At 65.0% G+C, this 18549-nt stretch carries 15 protein-coding genes; 7 read left to right on the top strand and 8 right to left on the bottom strand.

All coding sequences use genetic code 11. The annotated features are described in order from the left end of the window. Positions 1–53 precede the first annotated feature (53 nt). Both HBA54_RS09380 and HBA54_RS09375 read left to right on the top strand, forming a co-directional pair. On the top strand, positions 54–1097 hold the full coding sequence (locus HBA54_RS09380) for an aldo/keto reductase (RefSeq protein ID WP_205944527.1): 1044 nt from the start codon (positions 54–56) through the stop codon (positions 1095–1097). Then, positions 1094–1681 (top strand): TetR/AcrR family transcriptional regulator, encoded by a 588-nt coding sequence (locus tag HBA54_RS09375; protein ID WP_167223774.1) that lies wholly within the window; start codon positions 1094–1096, stop codon positions 1679–1681. The genes HBA54_RS09380 and HBA54_RS09375 overlap by 4 nt, the downstream gene beginning before the upstream one ends. Here the strand turns inward: HBA54_RS09375 and HBA54_RS09370 are convergent. Beyond that, positions 1678–3078 (bottom strand): alpha/beta fold hydrolase, encoded by a 1401-nt coding sequence (locus tag HBA54_RS09370; RefSeq protein ID WP_167223772.1) that lies wholly within the window; start codon positions 3076–3078, stop codon positions 1678–1680. The genes HBA54_RS09375 and HBA54_RS09370 overlap by 4 nt on opposite strands. 119 nt (positions 3079–3197) lie before the next feature. Here HBA54_RS09370 and HBA54_RS09365 point away from each other — a divergent pair, with 119 nt between their 5' ends. After that, a complete protein-coding gene (locus HBA54_RS09365) occupies positions 3198–3671 on the top strand; it encodes a DUF302 domain-containing protein (protein ID WP_167223770.1) in 474 nt (157 codons plus the stop codon). Between the two features lie 6 nt (positions 3672–3677). On the opposite strand, the gene HBA54_RS09360 is transcribed toward HBA54_RS09365, so the two are convergent. The 5 genes from HBA54_RS09360 to cysE are packed head-to-tail and all read right to left on the bottom strand — an operon-like array spanning position 3678 to position 7805. After that, positions 3678–4007 (bottom strand): ferredoxin family 2Fe-2S iron-sulfur cluster binding protein, encoded by a 330-nt coding sequence (locus HBA54_RS09360; RefSeq protein WP_167223768.1) that lies wholly within the window; start codon positions 4005–4007, stop codon positions 3678–3680. 52 nt (positions 4008–4059) lie between these two features. Continuing rightward, positions 4060–5283: an aminotransferase class V-fold PLP-dependent enzyme gene (locus HBA54_RS09355; protein ID WP_167223766.1), complete on the bottom strand. Its 1224-nt coding sequence runs from the start codon at positions 5281–5283 to the stop codon at positions 4060–4062. 8 nt (positions 5284–5291) lie between these two features. Beyond that, a complete protein-coding gene (locus HBA54_RS09350; RefSeq protein WP_167223764.1) occupies positions 5292–6392 on the bottom strand; it encodes a cysteine desulfurase family protein in 1101 nt (366 codons plus the stop codon). Positions 6393–6441: 49 nt separating this feature from the next. Beyond that, the gene (locus HBA54_RS09345; protein ID WP_167223762.1) at positions 6442–6972 is read right to left on the bottom strand and encodes an Rrf2 family transcriptional regulator; all 531 of its coding nucleotides are present in this window, start codon (positions 6970–6972) and stop codon (positions 6442–6444) included. A gap of 53 nt (positions 6973–7025) precedes the next feature. Next, on the bottom strand, positions 7026–7805 hold the full coding sequence (gene cysE / locus HBA54_RS09340) for a serine O-acetyltransferase (RefSeq protein ID WP_322096013.1): 780 nt from the start codon (positions 7803–7805) through the stop codon (positions 7026–7028). 314 nt (positions 7806–8119) lie between these two features. On the opposite strand from cysE, the gene HBA54_RS09335 reads away from it, so the two are divergent. Beyond that, positions 8120–8785 carry an alpha/beta hydrolase gene (locus HBA54_RS09335; protein WP_167223760.1) on the top strand — a complete coding sequence of 222 codons (666 nt, stop codon included), beginning with the start codon at positions 8120–8122 and terminating at the stop codon, positions 8783–8785. A gap of 42 nt (positions 8786–8827) precedes the next feature. Here the strand turns inward: HBA54_RS09335 and HBA54_RS09330 are convergent, their stop codons facing one another. After that, the gene (locus HBA54_RS09330) at positions 8828–9922 is read right to left on the bottom strand and encodes an anhydro-N-acetylmuramic acid kinase (protein WP_167224160.1); all 1095 of its coding nucleotides are present in this window, start codon (positions 9920–9922) and stop codon (positions 8828–8830) included. A 171-nt stretch (positions 9923–10093) separates the two neighbouring features. Here HBA54_RS09330 and tyrS point away from each other — a divergent pair, with 171 nt between their 5' ends. Continuing rightward, positions 10094–11347: a tyrosine--tRNA ligase gene (tyrS, locus tag HBA54_RS09325; protein WP_167223758.1), complete on the top strand. Its 1254-nt coding sequence runs from the start codon at positions 10094–10096 to the stop codon at positions 11345–11347. Between the two features lie 12 nt (positions 11348–11359). On the opposite strand, the gene HBA54_RS09320 is transcribed toward tyrS, so the two are convergent. Then, the gene (locus HBA54_RS09320; protein WP_167223756.1) at positions 11360–14710 is read right to left on the bottom strand and encodes a DUF3971 domain-containing protein; all 3351 of its coding nucleotides are present in this window, start codon (positions 14708–14710) and stop codon (positions 11360–11362) included. A 217-nt stretch (positions 14711–14927) separates the two neighbouring features. Between HBA54_RS09320 and HBA54_RS09315 the strand changes: the two genes are divergently transcribed. Together HBA54_RS09315 and bcp are read left to right on the top strand one after the other, a co-directional pair. Then, a complete protein-coding gene (locus HBA54_RS09315; RefSeq protein ID WP_167223754.1) occupies positions 14928–17897 on the top strand; it encodes a bifunctional [glutamine synthetase] adenylyltransferase/[glutamine synthetase]-adenylyl-L-tyrosine phosphorylase in 2970 nt (989 codons plus the stop codon). A 165-nt stretch (positions 17898–18062) separates the two neighbouring features. Continuing rightward, complete coding sequence (gene bcp / locus HBA54_RS09310; protein WP_167223752.1) at positions 18063–18524, top strand: thioredoxin-dependent thiol peroxidase; 462 nt, start codon at positions 18063–18065, stop codon at positions 18522–18524. The last annotated feature ends 25 nt before the right edge of the window (positions 18525–18549 follow it).

The following is an 18549-nucleotide window of genomic DNA, read 5'->3' as shown; positions in this document are numbered from 1 at the left end:
TCTGTCATTCCATTATTATCTCCTACACAGACACACACATCTGGAGCAAAACCATGCAACATGAGACAGCGGGCCACTCACCCAGCCAAACACGCCGACTGGGCCAGGATGGGCCGGTGCTTTCCGCCATCGGCCTCGGTGCGATGGGCATGTCGGACTTTTACGGGCCCGCCGACCGCAAAGAGAGCCTGGCTACCCTGCACGCAGCCTTGGAAGCCGGCATCACCCTGCTGGACACAGGGGACTTCTATGGCATGGGCCACAACGAACTGCTGCTGCGGGAGGCCTTGCAGGGCGGCAGGCGCGACAAGGCCTTCATCGCGGTAAAGTTCGGCGCCCAGCGGACACCGGACGGCAGCTTCATTGGCTTCGACGGCAGACCACAGGCCGTCAAGACGGCACTGACGTACAGCCTGCAGCGGCTCGGAACCGACCACATCGACCTCTACCAGCCCGCGCGCCTCGACCCGGGCGTTCCGATCGAGGAGACTGTCGGCGCCATGGCGGAGATGGTGCAGGCGGGTTACATCCGGCACATCGGGCTGTCGGAAGTGGGCGCCGAAACCCTGCGGCGGGCCCAGGCGGTGCACCCGATCACCGCCCTTCAGATCGAGTACTCGCTGCTCAGCCGCAGTGTCGAAGAGGAGATCCTGCCGACGGCCCGGGAACTGGGTATCGGGATTACCGCCTACGGTGTCCTTTCCCGCGGCCTGTTGAGCGGCCATTGGTCGCCCGATCGCGGCATCGCGGCACAGGACTTTCGCAATCACCTGCCGCGCTTTGCCGGTGACAACCTGGCGCACAACCTCGCCCTGGTGGAGAGCCTGCGCTCCCTTGCCTGGGAAAGATCGGCGACGGTCGCCCAACTGGCGATCGCCTGGGTGCTGGCGCGTGGTGCGGATATCATACCGCTCATCGGTGCCCGCAAGCGCGAACGCCTGGCCGAAGCCCTGCCCGCGCTCGATCTCCACCTGACAGAGAGCGATATGACACGTATAGAAGAAGCTCTTGGGCCCCAGGCCGCCGCCGGCGAGCGCTACGGTGCCGACCAGATGGCGATGCTGGACAGTGAAAGGACGTCAGCGTTGACGCGATGACCGAGGCGGTTCTCACGGCAGATCGGATTCTCGAAGCGGCGGAGCAGGTGCTGCGCCGCTTCGGGCCGGCCAAGACGACAGTGGTCGACGTGGCGCGCGCGCTCAACGTCAGCCACGGTTCGATCTATCGCCACTTCCCGAGCAAAGCCGCGCTGCGCGATGCCGTGGCGCAGCGCTGGCTTCACCGTGTCTCGGCGCCGCTCCAGGCCATCGCCGCGCAACAGGCGCCGGCGCCGGCACGATTGAAAAAGTGGTTCGACGCGTTGATCGCCATCAAGCGCCGCAAAGTGCTCGATGATCCGGAACTTTTCGCGACCTACCACCGCATCGCCGAGCAGGCAGGCGACGTCGTCGACGCGCATGTCCATGAACTCGTCACGCAGCTTACGCAGATCATCGAAGATGGTGTCCGCGAGGGCAGCTTCGTCGTCGCCGACCCCAGAGCCTCAGCCGCGGCGGTGTTTCAGGCGACACTGCGGTTTCACCATCCGGTCCATGCCGGTGAATGGCTGAAGCCGGGGATTGACGAGGATTTTGCCACGCTTTGGCAGCTGCTGATGAGCGGCTTGATGAAAAGGCCTTAGTCACCGTTAAGGATGGCGGCGATCCGGTTGAGCGGCTGGGGCTGGCGGTTGAGATCCAGGGAGACGGAGAAATGGCCCTGGCGGCGGATGAAGAGGTTCTCGGGCGGCACCCCCCAGCGCCGGGCCAGCGCCAGACCACCATCAAAGGGCGTCACCGTATCGGCCTCCCCCAGGGTCATGACGATCCGCTCCGGCGGCATGGCAGGCGCCCCGCGGGGCTCCAGCAGGGGGGCATAGCGGGCAAGATCCTCCGGCGACCAACCGGCCTGCGCCAGCGCCGCCGGATAGCCCACGGCGCGCGACAGGCTGCCGGCCATGGCGACATCGAGCGAGTTCGCGCTGGTGGCAACCAGAAGCAGGGCGTCCGGCCGCGTGATCTCCGGCCATTCGCTGGCGGCCACAGCGGTCAGTTGACTGGTCAGCGCCCCCAGGCTGACTCCGCCGATGGCAACCCGCCGGCTGCCATTCTGCCGCGCCCAGGCGGTCATTACGCCGGCCTCGGCGCCCCAGGTGGAAAACAGCTTCAGGAAGCCCTCCGGCCCCAGGGCCATGGCCGGCTCACCGCCATAGCAGCCGGCGATCCGCCGTCGGCCGTGCCAGGGCCCTTCCGGCCGGATCACCCGCAAGCCCCGGCGAAGCAGGCTGGCGGTGCTGTCCACGGCGCCGCTCCAGAAATCCAATTCCATCCCGATGCCATGGAGATTGATGAAGCTGGGCGGGTTCTCGACGCCCTCCGGCTCGAAGACCCGGGCCCAGGCGGTATCGCCGGGCAAGCCCGGTGAGGCAAACCGCAGCCAACGCTCCGGCCCTAAGGGACCGGGCACGGGGTGCGAGACCTCGACCGGCGGCAGCGGGCTGTCCGGCCCCGCGCCACTTGGCTGGGTGATACAGGTGCCGGCGCTGCCCAGCCAATCTTCCGGCGGCGCGAAATCCCCGGGCGGTGTCATCTGCCAACGGACCTGGGCAACGCGCCGGCGGATCGGCATGAACCCGGCCCGCGCCGCCATCAAGGCGCTGGCGGCGGCCAGGCGCGCCCGCTCCCGATCCACCAGCACTTCATCCAACGGCGCTGCAGCAGCGAAGTAAGCTTCAAGCCAGCGCGCGTCGGCGGCCAGATAATCGCCCAGGCGGCGCTGGTTTTTGGCGATGGCGCGGCGGATCGCACGGCCGGTCAGGCCGCCGGGGAAACCCTCCAGCCCGGCCGCCTCGGCAAAAGCCGCCTTGTCGCCCGCGTGGGCCAGGCCGGCCGCCCAGGCCCGCGACAGCGGCAGATACCAGCGGGCCACCAGACCCAGGGCCCAGCGGTCGTACCACGGCCGCATGACAAGATCGCCCAGGGGGTTCCAATCCAGCGGGTTGCGCCGGGGCGCCGGCAAATGCGAATCGCGTTCCGTCATAGCGCGCGAGCATAGTCATCGCGGGCCCAAATCACAGGGAATTTATGGGCCCCCGGGCCCGGCGGCGATTACACTCGCCCCAGCTTTCGGCACAGCAAAACCCGAGGAGACCTCCCGCCATGCGACTTCGACTGGCCAGCGTTCTGTTCGCCCTTCTGCTCTTCTCGCCGCCGCTTGCGGCGGCCGCCGAGCTGCCGGGCTGGAAGGTCATGAAGACAGCCCACAGCTATCCGGTCCTGGTGGAGCGGCTGGAGCAAGCGATTGCCGACAACAAGATGGGGCTGGTGTCGCGGGCCAGCGCCACCCTGGGCGCCAAGCGGATGCTCGACAAGACGATCCCCGGCAACATGGTGATCGGGGTCTACCGCCCGGACTTTGCCGTGCGCATGCTGGAGGTCAGCCTTGCCGCCGGCATCGAAGCGCCGATTCGCTTTTACGTGACCGAGAACGCCGACGGCAGCGCCGATCTCAGTTACAAGACGCCCAGCGCCGTCTTCGCCCCCTACGCGGACGGCGGCGCGGCACTGAAAACGCTGGCAGTCGAACTCGATGAAATTTTTGCAAAGATCGCCGCCCAGGCGGCGGGAACGTAACCGGCCTCAGCCGAGCATGTTGTTCACTTCACGGGGCAGAGCGACCTCAAGGCCGTCCAGCTCGTCGCTCATCACGATCTGACAGCCGAGGCGGGAGGTCGGCTTCAGGCCGAAGGCCAGATCCAGCATATCCTCTTCGTCCTCGGACGGCTCCCCCAGCTTTGCGTACCAGCCCTCGTCGACGATGACATGGCAGGTCGCACAGGCGAGCGAACCTTCGCAGGCCCCTTCGATATCGACATCGAAGCGATGGGCGATTTCCATCACGGAGAGACCCACAGGAGCGTCAACCTCCTTGCGGTTGCCATCCTTCTCAACGAACACCAACTTCGGCATAAACACTGCTCCCATCTCTTCGCATTCCGGCCGGCCCGCCGGCGGAAATCCCCTACTCGGCCGCCTGGCTGCCCTCGGCACGAAGGCTGGCCACCTTGGCCGCAAACTCCTCTATCGCCAGATCGATATCGGCCTCACTGGTGAAGCGCCCGATCCCGACCCGCAGCGATGCCCGCGCCCGCGCCTCCGGCATCCCCAGGGCCCGCAGGACATAGGACGGTTCGACCGATGTCGAGGTACAGGCCGATCCGCTGGAAAGGGCCAGGCGCGGCATGGCTTTCATCAAAGCCTCGGCATCGACCCCCTCAAAGGCGAGATTCAGGTTACCGGCAACCCGCGCCTCGGCATCGGCATTCAGCAGGACCCCGTCCAGGCGGCTTCTAATGCCTTCCAGCAGCCGGGTCTTCAAGCCGGAAATACGGGCCGTTTCCTCAGGCATCTCCTCAGCGGCAAGACGCGCGGCCATGCCGAGACCGACACAGAGCGGCGTCGCCAGGGTGCCGGACCGCAGGCCCCGTTCCTGCCCGCCACCATCGATCATCGCCTCCAGGCGCACGCGTGGACGCCGCCGTACGTAGAGGGCGCCAATCCCCATCGGCGCGTAGAACTTGTGGCCGGAGATGCTCAGCAGGTCGATACCGCTGTCGACCACGTTCACGGGAATCTTGCCAACCGCCTGGGCCGCATCGCTGTGAAAGTAGGCGCCCTTTTCCCGACAGATGGCGGCGATCTCGGCCAGCGGCTGGATGACCCCGATTTCGTTGTTCACCGCCATGACCGACACCACGGCCGTCTCGTCGCTCACCGTATCGGCCAGCAGGTCGAGATCGATCAGGCCGTCGGGCTGCACCGGCAGGATGGTGACCCGAAAGCCCTCACGCTCCAGCTGGCGGCAACTTTCCAGCACGCACTTGTGCTCGGTGGCATAGGTCACGACGTGCGGGCGCGCAGCCCGGTGGAAACGCGCCGCGCCCTTGATCGCCAGGTTGTTGGCTTCGGTCGCGCCAGAGGTGAAGACGATCTCTCGCGGCGAGGCGCCGATCAACGCCGCCAGATCGGCGCGCGCCCGCTCCACCGCGTCTTCCGCGTCCCAACCATAGGCATGGGCGGCGGAATGGGCATTGCCGAAGCGTTCGTTGAAGAAAGGCAGCATGGCCTCCACCACCCGCGGGTCGGTGGGGGTCGTCGCCTGGTTGTCAAGATAGACGGGCCGTGCCGAGCGATTTGCCTTGTCCTTGGTATCCTGGCCTGGGGAGCACTGCTTCGTCTGCGTCATGCTGCCCCCTAAGCCGCCTGGCTGCGGCGGTAGAGATCGCCCCAGGCGGCCAGGAAACGGTCGACATCATCGGTGCTGCTGCGCCAACCCAGGCTGACGCGGATCGCCGAAGCCGCTTCGCCCGCACTCGCCCCCATGGCGGTCAGCACGTGGGATGGCCGCACCTTGCCGGAGGAACAGGCCGCACCGGCACTGACCGCGACACCGGCAAGATCCAGCGCCATGATCTGGGTCTCGGCCGCCATGCCGGCAAGCGCCAGACAGGAGGTGTTCGCCAAACGGGCGCTCTCGGCGCCGAAAACCCTGACCTCCGGCGCGATGGTCTGCGCGCCGGTTTCCAGGCTGTCGCGCAGGCCGGCAATGGACCCAACCTGCGGCAGGTCCCGCAAGGCCGCCTCGGCAGCGGCGCCAAAGCCCGCAATACCCGGCAGGTTCTCCGTACCGGGCCGACGCTGGCGTTCCTGTCCGCCCCCCTGCAACAGAGGTGTCAGCGGCAGGTTATCCCGGCACAGCAGGGCACCGACGCCCGGCGGCCCGCCAAGCTTGTGGGACGAGAGGGTCATGCAGTCGACGCCCAGACGGACCATATCCAACGGCAGCTTGCCCGCCGCCTGAACCGCATCGCAGTGGACCAGGGCACCTGCCGCTTTGGCACGCTCAACAACGGCTTCCATGGGCTGAAGCACCCCGGTCTCGTTGTTGGCCAGCATGACGGAAACGAGGGCGCCCGCCGGCTGGCCGCGAAGGGCTTCCTCCAGGGCATCGAGATCGATCTGCCCATCCGGACGAACCGCCAGCCGCTCTGCCTGCGGTGCGGCCTGAAGGACGGAGTCATGCTCGGTCGCCGAGACCAGCCGCGGCCCGGCAGCCAAGCCGCCCAGCGCCAGGTTATTGGCCTCGGTCCCGCCGGAGGTGAAGATCACCCAGCGCGGATCGACCGCCGCCAGCGCCGCCACCTTCTCGCGCGCTTCCTCGACCAGTCGGCGCGCGCGCCGGCCGGCGGCGTGTACGGAAGAGGCATTGCCCGGCTCGGCCACTGCCCGGGTCATCGCATCAAGGGCTTCCGGGCGAAGCGGTGCGGTTGCGTTGTAGTCGAGGTAGGCGATCATTCAGCTCTCATCCAAGAACCGTTACTGCCTTTGCAGGCGCTTGAACGGGCTAATCACCGGCGTCGGCCAGCACAGGCGGCTTCCCGCCCGGCGCAGCGGCAGCCGGATTGTCCGCCGGGTCTAACTGGCCTGCCGGTCCATCACCGGTCAGAAGTCCGCTGGTGCCCAAAACGCGACGCGAGATCACGTCGTCGACCGTAACCGAAGAGAGATAGAGATAGATCTGGTTGCCCAGTTCCTCCCAGAGGTCATGGGTCTGGCAGCGGCTCTGATTGCCACGGCAGCCAACCGGTTGGCCGGGCATGCAGCGGGTCGCGCGGATCGGTTCGTCGACGGAAAGAATGATATCCGAAATGCGGGTCTCAGCAGCCTTGTGGGCCAGCAGATAACCGCCACCAGGGCCGCGGACCGACTTGACGAGGCCGCCCCGGCGCAGCTTGGCGAAGAGCTGCTCCAGATAGGACAGCGAGATTTCCTGCCGCTCGGCAATATCGGCCAGCGCAACGGGTTTGTCTTCGGAATGGCCGGCGAGATCGCAGAGCGCCATCACGGCATAGCGGCCCTTTGTGCTGAGTTTCACCTAGTGACTTCCTTTCCTAAGGCCCAAACCTTTTCTCACGAAACCGGACAGCCTCAACACTTGCCTTCGGCTGCCTTGGATGCTTCGGCATCCCGATCGTCGCCATCAGCGCCGGGGCCTCCCCCGGAGTCGGCAGCCTGGCGACCTTCCTCAAGCTCGTTCACCCGCGCTCTCAAGCTGTGAACCTCATCGAGCAGGCCATCAAGGGCACGGGCAACCGGATCCGGAATATTGCCGGTCGGTGTCCCATAGGCCACGAAGGGTGCCTTCTCGGCTGCCGGTGTCTTTTGTGTCTGGATTGCCCGGGCGGGGATGCCAACGACGGTTGCGCATTCCGGAACCTCTTTGGTGACGACGGCATTGGCGCCGACGCGCGCGCAGCGGCCCACCGTAATGGGGCCCAGCACCTGGGCGCCGGAACCGACGATCACGCCGTCCAGCAGGGTTGGATGACGCTTGGTGTTGCGCTGGCTGTCGCTATCGACACTGGGGGCGACACCGCCCAGGGTGACCCCCTGGTAGAGCGTTACATCGTTGCCGATTTCCGCTGTCTCGCCGACCACCACGCCCATGCCGTGGTCGATAAAAAATCGCTCGCCGACAACGGCGCCGGGGTGGATTTCGATCCCGGTCAGGATGCGCCCGACGGCAGAAATCCAGCGTCCGAGCAGGGTCCAACCACGGCGCCAACAGACGCTCGACAGGCGATAAAGCATTATGGCCTGGAAACCGGGGTAACAGAGCACCACCTCCAAGCGTGAGCGCGCCGCCGGGTCGCGCTGCATGGTCGCGTCGATTTCAGTCCTCAGAGACTTGAACATGGCTTCGTCCATCGTGCTATGATCGCGGCCCTTTGCCGCCTTGGGCGGCTTGGTGGGCAGATGATGCGCCGATCTGACCAGAACCTGCAACATCTTGATAGATAGTAAGTCCGAGTAAATTGGTCAAGTTTGGCGTGAGAGGAAACGATCCAATTTCAGACGATTGCCGAAGCCAGCATCGCCTAAAAACCGCAATAACTGAGGCGATATAGTGGTTATCGGATTGGCCTGCCTGCGCCGGTCGAGTCCCCCTTTTAGGGAAAGCTAAACAACAAAGCGCCCGGCGCTATGCCGTTCGTGGAAGAAAAATAGGGAACAATTGGTCTATGCCTGACGTGATCTTCAACGGTCCAGAAGGTCGTCTTGAAGGACGCTATTATCACAGCAAGCAGGCGAATGCGCCTGTTGCATTGATGTTGCACCCCCATCCACAGCATGGGGGTACGATGAACAACAAGGTGGTCTACACCCTTTTTCACGCCTATGTGCGCCAGGGGTTCTCGGTTCTGCGCTTCAACTTTCGCGGGGTCGGCCGCTCCCAGGGCAGCTTCGACCGCGGCGAGGGCGAGCTGTCGGATGCCGCCTCCGCTCTTGACTGGTTGCAAGCCTATAATCAGGGCGCCGCGGCCTGCTGGATCGCCGGCTTTTCCTTTGGCGCCTGGATCGGCATGCAACTGCTGATGCGACGGCCGGAAATCAGCGGCTTCATTTCCATCGCCCCGCCGGCGAACATGCACGATTTCAGCTTCCTCGCGCCCTGCCCGTCATCCGGTCTGATCCTTCAGGGCGATGCCGACGATGTGGTGCCCGAGCCCTCGGTCGCCAAGCTGGTCGCGAAGCTCTCCTCGCAACGCGGTATCACCATCGACTACCGGCTGATACCGGGCGCCGGGCACTTCTTCCAAAACGAGATGGAGCAGTTGGAAGGCCACATCGACGACTACCTGACCAAGGTCATGGCAGCCGACGAAAACGCCTCAGCGGCCCGCTAGCCCGTCCACTCGTTAGCCCGTCCGGAGGGATTGTCCGGGGGTTCAGGCTGCGATGTGGTGCTGACCGCCGCTGGCCGCTTCACGAACGCCTGTCGTTCCGGGCAGGGTCAGCGGCAGGCCGGCAAGCGAGCGCAGGGCGAGGTATGCAAAGGCCTGCGCCTCCAGCGCATCGCCTTGCCATCCCACCGCCTCCACCGGATCGACCGGCGCTTGGAGGCGGTCGGCCAGGGCCGCCATCAGCACGGGGTTGTGACGCCCGCCCCCGGTGATCAGCCAGCGTTCGACAGGCTGCGGAAAGAACCCCCCGGCAAGCGCCACGCTGGCAGCGGTAAAGGCGGTGAGGGTCGCCGCACCGTCCTCCAACGACAACTGTTCGACGCCCGCTTTGGAGAAGTCGTCGCGGTCCAAAGATTTCGGCGGCTGCCTGGTGAAGTAGGGGTTGTCGAGCAAGGCATCCAGCGCCGCCAGGTCCACCCGGCCGGCCTTCGCCAGAGCGCCGTCCCGGTCGAGCGGCTCACCGCCGTGGGATTCCACCCAGTCGTTGATCAGGGCGTTGCCGGGGCCGGTATCGAAAGCCAGCACGGCTTCCGCCCCGTCACCGATCCAGGTGACATTGGCCACGCCGCCGACATTCACCACCGCCAGCGGTCGCGGCAGGGCAGCGGCCAGGGCCGCTTGATAGAGCGGCACCAGGGGTGCGCCCTCGCCGCCCAGGGCAACGTCCCGGCTGCGCATGTCGCAGACCACGTCTATCCCGGTTTCCTCGGCCAGCAAGGCGCCATCGCCGATCTGCCAGGTCCACCGCTCCTCGGGCCGATGAAGAATGGTGTGGCCGTGAAAGCCGATCACCTGGACATCGCCGGGCGCGATCCCGGCGCCGGCCAGCAGTTCCCGGACCACCGCGGCATGCCTGAGAGTGAGAGCCCGCTCGACCTCTTTGACCGCCCCCGCGCCGCCGACCACCGAGCGCAACTGGGCCCGCATGTCGTCGTCATAAGGCAGCGAGACGCTGGGGCCCATCTCGATCTGCCTCAGGCCATCACTGCGGATCAGGGCGGCATCAATGCCGTCCAGGGAGGTTCCGCTCATCAGGCCGAGGGCCCAGGGCTGCGTGTCGGTTGAAGGATTGAGAGCCATTGTAACTGCCATCTCCCGCCTCTTGAGGCCTAATCACGGATATCAGGGCAAATTGTGAAACCGGGTGGATTGTGCTAAATGCCTGCGCCCGCGGCAAGATACCGTGGCAATCCATAATGATCCAATAAGGCCAAGGCCCCAGCAAGGCATAGGTAAGGCACAGGTAAGACCATGACGGCGCCCCGCTCCGATTTCTTGCGCGTTCTCCAGGAACGCGGCTTCATCCATCAATGCACGGATATGGAGGCGCTGGACGATCTCGCCGCCAAGGGCCGCCTCACCGCCTATATCGGCTTCGATGCCACCGCCGACAGCTTACATGTCGGAAACCTGGTTGGGATCATGATGCTGCGCTGGCTGCAGCAGACCGGTCACCGCCCGATCGCCCTGATGGGCGGCGGCACGACCAAGATCGGCGATCCCTCGGGCAAGGACGAATCGCGGCAATTGCTGAGCGCCGAGCGGATCGACGCCAATATTGCCAGCATCCGCACCGCCTTCGAGAACCTCCTGAGCTTCGATGACGGCCCCAACGGCGCCCTCATGGTCAACAATGCCGACTGGCTGGATAAGCTTGAGTACATTGCCTTCCTGCGCGACGTCGGCCCGCACTTCACCATCAACCGCATGCTGACCTTCGACAGCGTGCGCCTGCGCCTCGACCGCGAGCAGCCGCTGACCTTCCTGGAATTCAACTACATGATCCTCCAGGCTTACGACTTCCTGGAACTCGGCCGCCGCCTCGACTGCTGCCTGCAGATGGGCGGCTCCGACCAGTGGGGCAACATCGTCAACGGTGTTGAACTTGGGCGCCGGATAGACCAGCGTCAGTTCTTCGGCTTGACGACACCGCTGATCACCACCGCCTCCGGCGCCAAGATGGGCAAGACCGCCGCCGGCGCGATATGGCTCAACGAGTCCCGGCTGTCGCACTACGACTACTGGCAGTACTGGCGCAATACCGAGGACGGCGATGTCGGGCGCTTCCTGAAGCTCTTCACCGAACTGCCGATGGATGAGATCGCCCGCCTGGAAGCGCTTCAGGACGCCGAGATCAACGACGCGAAGAAGGTGCTGGCCGACGAGGCGACCCGCCTCTGCCGCGGCGCGGAAGCCGCCAGGCAGGCGGCGGAAACCGCCCGCCAGACCTTTGAGGAAGGCCGCTCTGCCGAGGGCCTGCCGTCTGTCGACGTGCCGGAGGCCGAACTCAGCGCCGGCATCCCGGCCTATGAGCTACTGCGCCGCGCCGGCCTGGCCGGCAGCAACGGCGAAGCCCGACGGCTGATCAAAGGCGGCGGCGCACGGATCAACGACGTTCCGATATCGGGCGAACAGCAGAACGTCAGCCTCGCCGACCGCAATGCCGAGGGCGTCATCAAGCTCTCGGCGGGCAAGAAACGCCACGCCCTGCTGCGGATCGTCTGAAACGCTTGCAGGTTAGCGGTCGATCCGTTCCGGCACCGCCTCGATCTTGTCGGTTCCCGGATCGGCCGTGAAAATGCCGCGCAGGAAGCCGGGCGTCAGGGCGGAGAGCGGATTGACGCTCACCTGCGGGTCGTCCACCGGGCCCTTCACCCCATAGACCACGGCGATCAGGCCCTCGCCTTCGCCACCGGTCAGGACCGGCCCCAGGAGCGGAATGTTGCTGAGGAAATTGTTGATCGAATAGGCCGGTACGACCGTGCCGACCAGATCGATTGCATCCTCATCGAAATCGATCTTTCCTCTGGCGGTCAGCCCCAGCGAGGCACCGTAGATCCGCATCAGCTCGGTGGTGGCCTCACCGTCGTCGAGAACGAATTCACCGTCCAGGCCGTCGAAGCCGATCCCCTCGCCGCTCAACAGGTTGAGCACACCGGTGAAGGAAGCGACGGTCAGAAGCTTGGCCAGGACCGGCGCCTTCACCATGACGAAATCGCGCGCCACGACCTTGGCGTTGATCGGATGGGTCGGCGACGGCCCGGCGCTGGACCCGGTCACCTGGATGTTGCCGCCGACAATGCTGTCGGTGATGTTCACGGCCCTCAGCAGGGCGCCGAGGTCATCGCTCTTGGCAAGCAGGCGCAGGCCGCTCCCCGCGGCATCCGGCGCCAGTGAAAGCTGCAGGTAGCGGCGGTCAAGGGCAACCACCGCCTCAGGATCGACACCCTCGGCTTCGGCCTCAGCCGCATCGCGCGGCGACCAGTATTGCTCAGGAATGCTGCCGGACAGCCGGATTGTCTCCCATCCGGCTGTACCGCGCACCAGTTCCAGGTTTACCTGCTCAAGCCGCCGGTCTTCCGAGAAGTAGAGCCGCTCCAGATCAGCTGCGCGGATGGAAAGCGGCTCGAAGACCTTGGGGGCGGCGGCTTGCCCCTGTCCCTCAGCGGTATCCGTTTGCGGCTCTGAGGCATCGCCGCCGTCAGGTTCCTCGTCCTTCGATACGAAGGGTTCGGCATCTAAAATGCCGCGGCCTATGATCGCCGAAAACCCGCCGCCGCTCTGCTCTACAATGACATCTTCCAGATCGCTGCGGCCGAAGGCCACGCGCTCGAAGCGCATCCAACCCAGTCCCTTGCCCTCCGGGCCCGGCCGGGCCTCGCCCCGGGCCACCAGGTCGCCGGCCTGCAGTGTGATGTCGCGGTAGGCGACCGGGCCGTTGCTGTCCAGATCGACCGCCACCCGCAGGCTGCCTTCGGTGCCTGCCTCTTTGGCCCAGTGGATATCCGAAACGGTCAGTTCCGCGCGCTGCAGGTCGGCGGCGACCTGCAGTGTCGAGAACCCGCCGTCCAAGCCGACCATCGACACCTTGGCTGCCACAGGGCCCTTCAAAAAGCCGTCGAAGTCCAGTCCGATGCGCTCTCTCCCCGCATCGTCCAGGCTGGGAATGTCGGCTTCCAGCACGGTCCGAAACTTTGGATTGGCCAGGAAGCTCTCCTTCCACTGCATGGTCAGCGGAACGCCGCCCAGTTGCAGGGGGCCGGAAATCTCCATGCCGTTGGCATCCAGGCTGAGCGCAAGGCGCCCGTCCGCCATATCCTGACCCAGCAGTACATTGGCGAGCGCCGCGTCCCGGACCGTCGCGCCGACCTGGAAATCCAGGTCATCGAAGCCGAGGGTCTTGATCAGCGGAAACTGAAAGCCCAGGTCCGCCGTCAGCGCCCCGCCGCTGCCGGCCGCCGAGAGACCGAGCTTCGATATCAGATCCAGGCGGGGATGCTCCAGAATTGTCAGGGCATCGAAGACCGGTCCTGCGGCCTTCGCCTGGACCGTCAACTGCTCGTAGATCTTGCGGCTTTTGTCGGCAGTATCCAGCCCGGTGATCTCGACGGCGGACTTGCCGAGCGCCAGGGACAGCAGTGAGCCGGACTCCGCGGTAAACTTTATCGCGCTGGCGTCAAACGTCGCCGTGCCGGCAATGTCTGTGATCGGCGGCAAAGGCCTGAGGTAATGAACGACCAGGTCGCTGTATTTCAGGCTGCCGCTGAGGCTCGCCAGATCTGCTGCCTCGAAGTCGCCGTCCGGCACCAGGATCTGTACGTCCGCCGTAGCAAGCTGAACATTGCCGCTGGCGATGTTCTCCACCACCCAGGGGCGCGCATCCGCCGCCACCGATTCCGGCCAGTAGCGGGACAGCTCGGCCAAGGCCATCCCTTCCAGCTTTGCATTGGCATCGATGGTCCAGTCGCCGCCGGTCTGGGGTTCGTGATCGAACACGCCGGCGAGTGACAGGACCGGCCCCGGCGCCTCCTCGCTTCCCAGGCTGATCCGCGCCTCGTCCAGATCGAAACGGCTGGCGCCATCGTCATAGCGTCCCTTCATGACCAGATCGCGCACCGGCAGGGGTTCCATCGCCAGCCCCGGAATCGTCAAGGTGCCGGCCAGACCGTGGACTTCGAAACCCGTGGGCCCGATATCGCCGTCCAGCGAGATCGAGGTCGCAACCGAACCGCCGATGCGCGAGGTAACACCGCCGACCGGTGCCAGGCGTGGGAAAGCCGCCGCCAGGGCCGCAAGGCTGATATCGGAGAACCCGGCGGCAAAGTCGACCACGCGGGCCTGCTTGTCGAAGATGAAGGCCGCATCCAAGGTTGCCGGGTCACGCTGGCCGACAAAGCCCAGGCTGATGTCTCCGGCAAGGCCCACGATATCCCGGCGCAGAGAGATCTCGGCGGCGGGGGCGGCCCAGGACAGGTCCAACATATCGTCGCGCACAAAAATCTGCCCGTCGCGAATGCGCACTTCATCCAGAAAAGACAAAGGATTTCCGGGCGTGCGTTCCGACAGCAGCTCCTTGATGATCCCACCCAGAATGAGCGCTTCATCGTTGCCGGCAGCCCCATCCGGACCCGCATCTGTCGCCAGATCCTCGATCGATCCCTCAGTTGTTTCCGGAACCTCGAAGCGGCCGCCGTCGCCCCCGAAGTTTATATTGCCATCGGCGGACCTCAGCAGACGAATGCGCGGACCGATGATTTCTATCTGGCTGGGGGCCACCGTGCCCTGCAGCATCGCGCTGCTGCTGAGCTCGAAAGCGACCTCCGGCAGGGAGGCAACGCGTTTGCCTTCCGGGTCGCGCACCACGATATCGGCAGCGTGAAGGACGATATCCCTAGATCGATCCTCCCAAACGAGGAAGGTTTCACCGATCTCCAGGGTATTGCCGCCGATCTCGCTGAAAGCCTCCTGAAGATACGGCTTCAGGAAATTGATCTGGACCGGCCCTTCCAAGAAGCGCCAGACCGCGACGGCGACAATCAGCACCAAGGCGGCGAAAAGACCACCGCAGACCTCAACGCAGATCCGCATGGCCCGGCCGGTCCGCGACCGGCGGCGCCTGCTGCGGTTTGGCTTGGCCTTGGCACCGGCGTTCTGCCCCACCTCTTCGGATCGCTCGGACGATGACCGACCGGCATCAGGGCCTTGATCAACCGGTCCTTGACCGGCTGGGCCGCATTCCGCAGTCTGATCGCTTAACGAGCGTTGTGAGATGGTCGAACTCCCTTACCTACCAGAAACATCCGCATTGCCAGGAACCCTGCAGCCGTCAAACGGCGAGGCTTGGTTGGAGCGATGGCGCGCAAAGGCCGAAACCGCGTCGGACCCGGCGCTCCGTGATTTTTTGGAGCAGTTGGATCTGGCGCCTGCCGGCCCCCTGCTGCTCCAATCGATCTTTGCCAACTCGCCCTTTCTCAGCCAATGCCTTACCGCAGATATCGGCCTTCTTCCCGATACTTTAAAGTATGGGCCGCAGTGGGTTCTCAGGAAAGCCCTTGAGGATCTCAAAAGCAAGGCCGCAGGCTGCCGGGATCAAGCGGAATTGATGCGCTGTCTCCGGCTTCTGAGACGCCGCGCCGCCTTTGCTATTGCCTATACCGACATTACCGGGCTTTGGGATGTCGCCGCCGTCACCCAGGCACTCTCGGACTTTGCCGAGACGGCCGTGGACGCCGCCCTCGCCAGCCTGCTGCGGCAGGCCGAAGATCGCGGCGAACTGGCCCTCGCGGCCAGCGGCGGGCAGGCAACCGGCGATTGCGGCCTGGCAATCCTCGGTATGGGGAAACTGGGCGCCGGGGAGCTCAACTACTCTTCGGATATCGACCTCATCGTGATCTTCGATCCCGAAAAGATCGACTACCGGCACAGCAGAGGCATCCACCAGGGCATGGTGCGCTTCACCCGGGATCTGATGCGTGTCCTCGATGAGCACACGGCCGAGGGCTATGTCTTCCGGACCGACCTGCGCCTGAGGCCCGACCCCAGTGCCATGCCGCTGGCGATCAGCGTCAATGCCGCGCTGACCTACTACGAGAGCCTGGGGCAGAACTGGGAACGGGCGGCCATGATCAAGGCCCGGCCGATTGCCGGCGACCGAGAGCTCGGCGCCCGCTTTCTGGACGAGTTGCGCCCCTTCGTCTGGCGCAAGCACCTCGATTTCTGGGCCATCGAGGACGTTCACTCGATCAAGCGGCAAATCAATGCCCACAAAGGCGGCTCGGTGATCGCCATTAATGGCCACAATGTAAAACTGGGACGCGGCGGCATCCGTGAGATCGAGTTCTTTGCTCAGACCCAGCAACTTATCTGGGGTGGCCGCGATCCCAGCCTGCGGGCGCCAAAGACCAAGGAGGCACTGGCCGCGCTGGTCTTCAGCGGGCATATCGATCAGGCGGTCGCCGACGGTTTGTGTGAGGCCTATGACTTTCTGAGGCGTCTGGAACACCGCCTGCAGATGATCGAAGATCAGCAGACCCACGAAATTCCAAAGGACGACGAGGCTGTCGACAGCCTCGCGGTCTTCCTGGGCTATCGCGATCCGGCCCGGTTCCGCGACGATCTGCTCGCCAGGCTGCGCCTCGTCGAGGATCACTACGCCCATCTGTTCGAGGAATCACCCTCTCTTTCAAGCCCAGGAAGTTCAAGCCCGGGAAGCCTGGTTTTCACCGGCGGACAGGCGGATCCGGAAACCCTGTCGACCTTGGCGGGTCTCGGATTTGACGACCCCAACCGCGCCTGGAAACTGGTCAGCGGCTGGCATCACGGCCGTTACCGCGCCGTCCGCTCGGACCGCAGCCGGCAGATGCTGACGGAACTCGTACCAAGCGTTCTGGACCTGCTCGGCAAAACCCGCGAGCCGGACCAGGCCCTGGTGAAATTCGACAGCTTCCTGGCAGGACTGCCCGCCGGGGTGCAGCTTTTCTCCCTGCTGTGCAGCAACCCGCGCCTGCTGGAGCTCTTGGCCGAAATCATGGGATCGGCGCCGCTCCTCGCCGACCGCCTGACCCGCAACCCCTCGCTTCTGGAAGCCGTCCTGTCGAGCGATTTCTTCGACCCCCTGCCCCCGGGCGAGAACCTTGAGCAGGAACTGCAACATGTCCTGACCGACGCAAAAGACCTTCAGGACACTCTGGACCTCACCCGGCGCTGGACCAACGACCGGCGCTTTCAGGTCGGCGTCCACATCCTGCGGCACAAAGGCACGGTGGACGACAGTGGCCGGGCCCTCAGCGACATCGCCGCAGCGGCGTTGCGGGCGCTCTATCAGCCGGTGATCGAGGATCTCGCCCGCAACCACGGCCACCTCAGCGGCTCCGGCCTTGCCGTTGTCGCCCTGGGCAAAATGGGCGGGCGCGAGATGACCGTCTCGTCCGATCTCGATCTGATCCTGCTCTATGAGCCGGGGCCGGCGAACCATCAGTCGGACGGCGCCAAGCCGCTGGATCCGGCACGCTACTATGCGCGCCTCGCCCAACGCCTGATCAACGCCGTAACGGCACAAACCGGCGAGGGAACGCTTTACGAGATCGACATGCGCCTGCGGCCCTCCGGCAATGCCGGACCCATCGCGACCTCGCTTTCCGCCTTCCGCCGCTACTACGCGGAACAGGCCTGGAGCTGGGAACACATGGCCCTGACCAGGGCGCGGGTGATTGCCGGGCCGCTGGACTTCTGCACCAGGGTGGAAGAAAGCCTCAGGCACATCCTCGCGCGGCCCCGCGACCCCGAAAGCCTTCTGGCGGATGTCGCGGCCATGCGCCGGCGCCTGCACAAAGAGCGCCCGGCAAAATCGCTTTGGAGCGTGAAGTACGCCGCGGGCGGCCTCATCGACCTGGAGTTCCTGGCCCAATACCTGCAGCTGCGCGAGGCAGCGAGCCACCCGGAGGTGTTGGCGACCCCGACCCAGGAGGCTTACGAACGCCTGGCGGCAGTCGGCGTTCTGGAGGGCGAGACCGCCGCCGCCCTGATCGAGGCCACGCGTTTTCTGCGTCAGGTCCAGGAGGCACTGCGCCTTACCGTCGGCCCTGCCTTCGATGCGGACACACTCTCCCCGGCGCTGCAGGCATCGCTGGCGGCAAGCACCGGCATGGAGAGCTTCGCCGCCCTGCGCGACCACCTCGTCGCGACACTGGATTGGGTCCGGAACATTTTCGCCGAGAGGATCGACCGGCCCGCGCGCCCTGCGACGGCCGAGACCGACAGCATCGCCCTGCCTTAAATCACCAAGACCTCAATCCACCCGGTAAGCCTTTGCGGAAAAGCAATCCTTGACCTTGCCCGGCATCGTACGATCTTTATCGGACGCGGACTGTGTTGGGGCCCCGTTGGATAGGGTGCCGGACGCGGCCCGCGTTCATGGATCTGGCAAAAGAGGATTGCAGGGATGGTCGAGATCGGGAAAAAAGCACCCAACTTCAAAATGACCACCGATGGCGGCGGCACGGTTGCGTTGAAAGACCTCAAGGGCAGGAAGATCGTGTTGTACTTCTATCCCAAGGACGATACGCCGGGCTGCACCAAGGAGGCCTGCGGTTTCCGTGATTCGCTGCCTGACTTCTCCAAGCTCGACGCCACCGTCATCGGGGTTTCCAAGGACAGCGTCGCCAAGCACGACAAGTTCAAGGCCAAGTACGAACTGCCTTTCACCCTGGCCTCCGACGAAGACGGGACTGTGTGCGAGGCCTACGGCACCTGGGTCGAGAAATCCATGTACGGCAGGAAATACATGGGCATCGAACGGGCCACCTATCTGATCGACGAGAAGGGTGTGGTGCGTGGCGAGTGGCGGAAGGTCAAGGTGCCCGGCCACGTGGATGCGGTGCTTGAGGCTGTACAGGCTCTCTAGAGGCCGCAGGATAGGGGAACATCCT

This window comes from Pelagibius litoralis (assembly GCF_011683915.1).
In the GTDB taxonomy this organism is placed as follows: domain Bacteria; phylum Pseudomonadota; class Alphaproteobacteria; order Kiloniellales; family Kiloniellaceae; genus Pelagibius; species Pelagibius litoralis.
This window is presented reverse-complemented; position numbering and strand designations above follow the sequence as displayed.

Bases quoted from the DNA above. Each gene is read 5' to 3' on its own strand.
- HBA54_RS09335 (WP_167223760.1), top strand. From the start codon at position 8,120: ATGCCTGACGTGATCTTCAACGGTCCAGAAGGTCGTCTTGAAGGACGC.
- HBA54_RS09320 (WP_167223756.1), bottom strand. From the start codon at position 14,710: ATGCGGATCTGCGTTGAGGTCTGCGGTGGTCTTTTCGCCGCCTTGGTG.
- tyrS (WP_167223758.1), top strand. From the start codon at position 10,094: ATGACGGCGCCCCGCTCCGATTTCTTGCGCGTTCTCCAGGAACGCGGC.
- bcp (WP_167223752.1), top strand. From the start codon at position 18,063: ATGGTCGAGATCGGGAAAAAAGCACCCAACTTCAAAATGACCACCGAT.
- HBA54_RS09370 (WP_167223772.1), bottom strand. From the start codon at position 3,078: ATGACGGAACGCGATTCGCATTTGCCGGCGCCCCGGCGCAACCCGCTG.
- HBA54_RS09360 (WP_167223768.1), bottom strand. From the start codon at position 4,007: ATGCCGAAGTTGGTGTTCGTTGAGAAGGATGGCAACCGCAAGGAGGTT.
- HBA54_RS09365 (WP_167223770.1), top strand. From the start codon at position 3,198: ATGCGACTTCGACTGGCCAGCGTTCTGTTCGCCCTTCTGCTCTTCTCG.
- HBA54_RS09380 (WP_205944527.1), top strand. From the start codon at position 54: ATGCAACATGAGACAGCGGGCCACTCACCCAGCCAAACACGCCGACTG.
- cysE (WP_322096013.1), bottom strand. From the start codon at position 7,805: ATGGACGAAGCCATGTTCAAGTCTCTGAGGACTGAAATCGACGCGACC.
- HBA54_RS09330 (WP_167224160.1), bottom strand. From the start codon at position 9,922: ATGGCTCTCAATCCTTCAACCGACACGCAGCCCTGGGCCCTCGGCCTG.
- HBA54_RS09375 (WP_167223774.1), top strand. From the start codon at position 1,094: ATGACCGAGGCGGTTCTCACGGCAGATCGGATTCTCGAAGCGGCGGAG.
- HBA54_RS09355 (WP_167223766.1), bottom strand. From the start codon at position 5,283: ATGACGCAGACGAAGCAGTGCTCCCCAGGCCAGGATACCAAGGACAAG.
- HBA54_RS09350 (WP_167223764.1), bottom strand. From the start codon at position 6,392: ATGATCGCCTACCTCGACTACAACGCAACCGCACCGCTTCGCCCGGAA.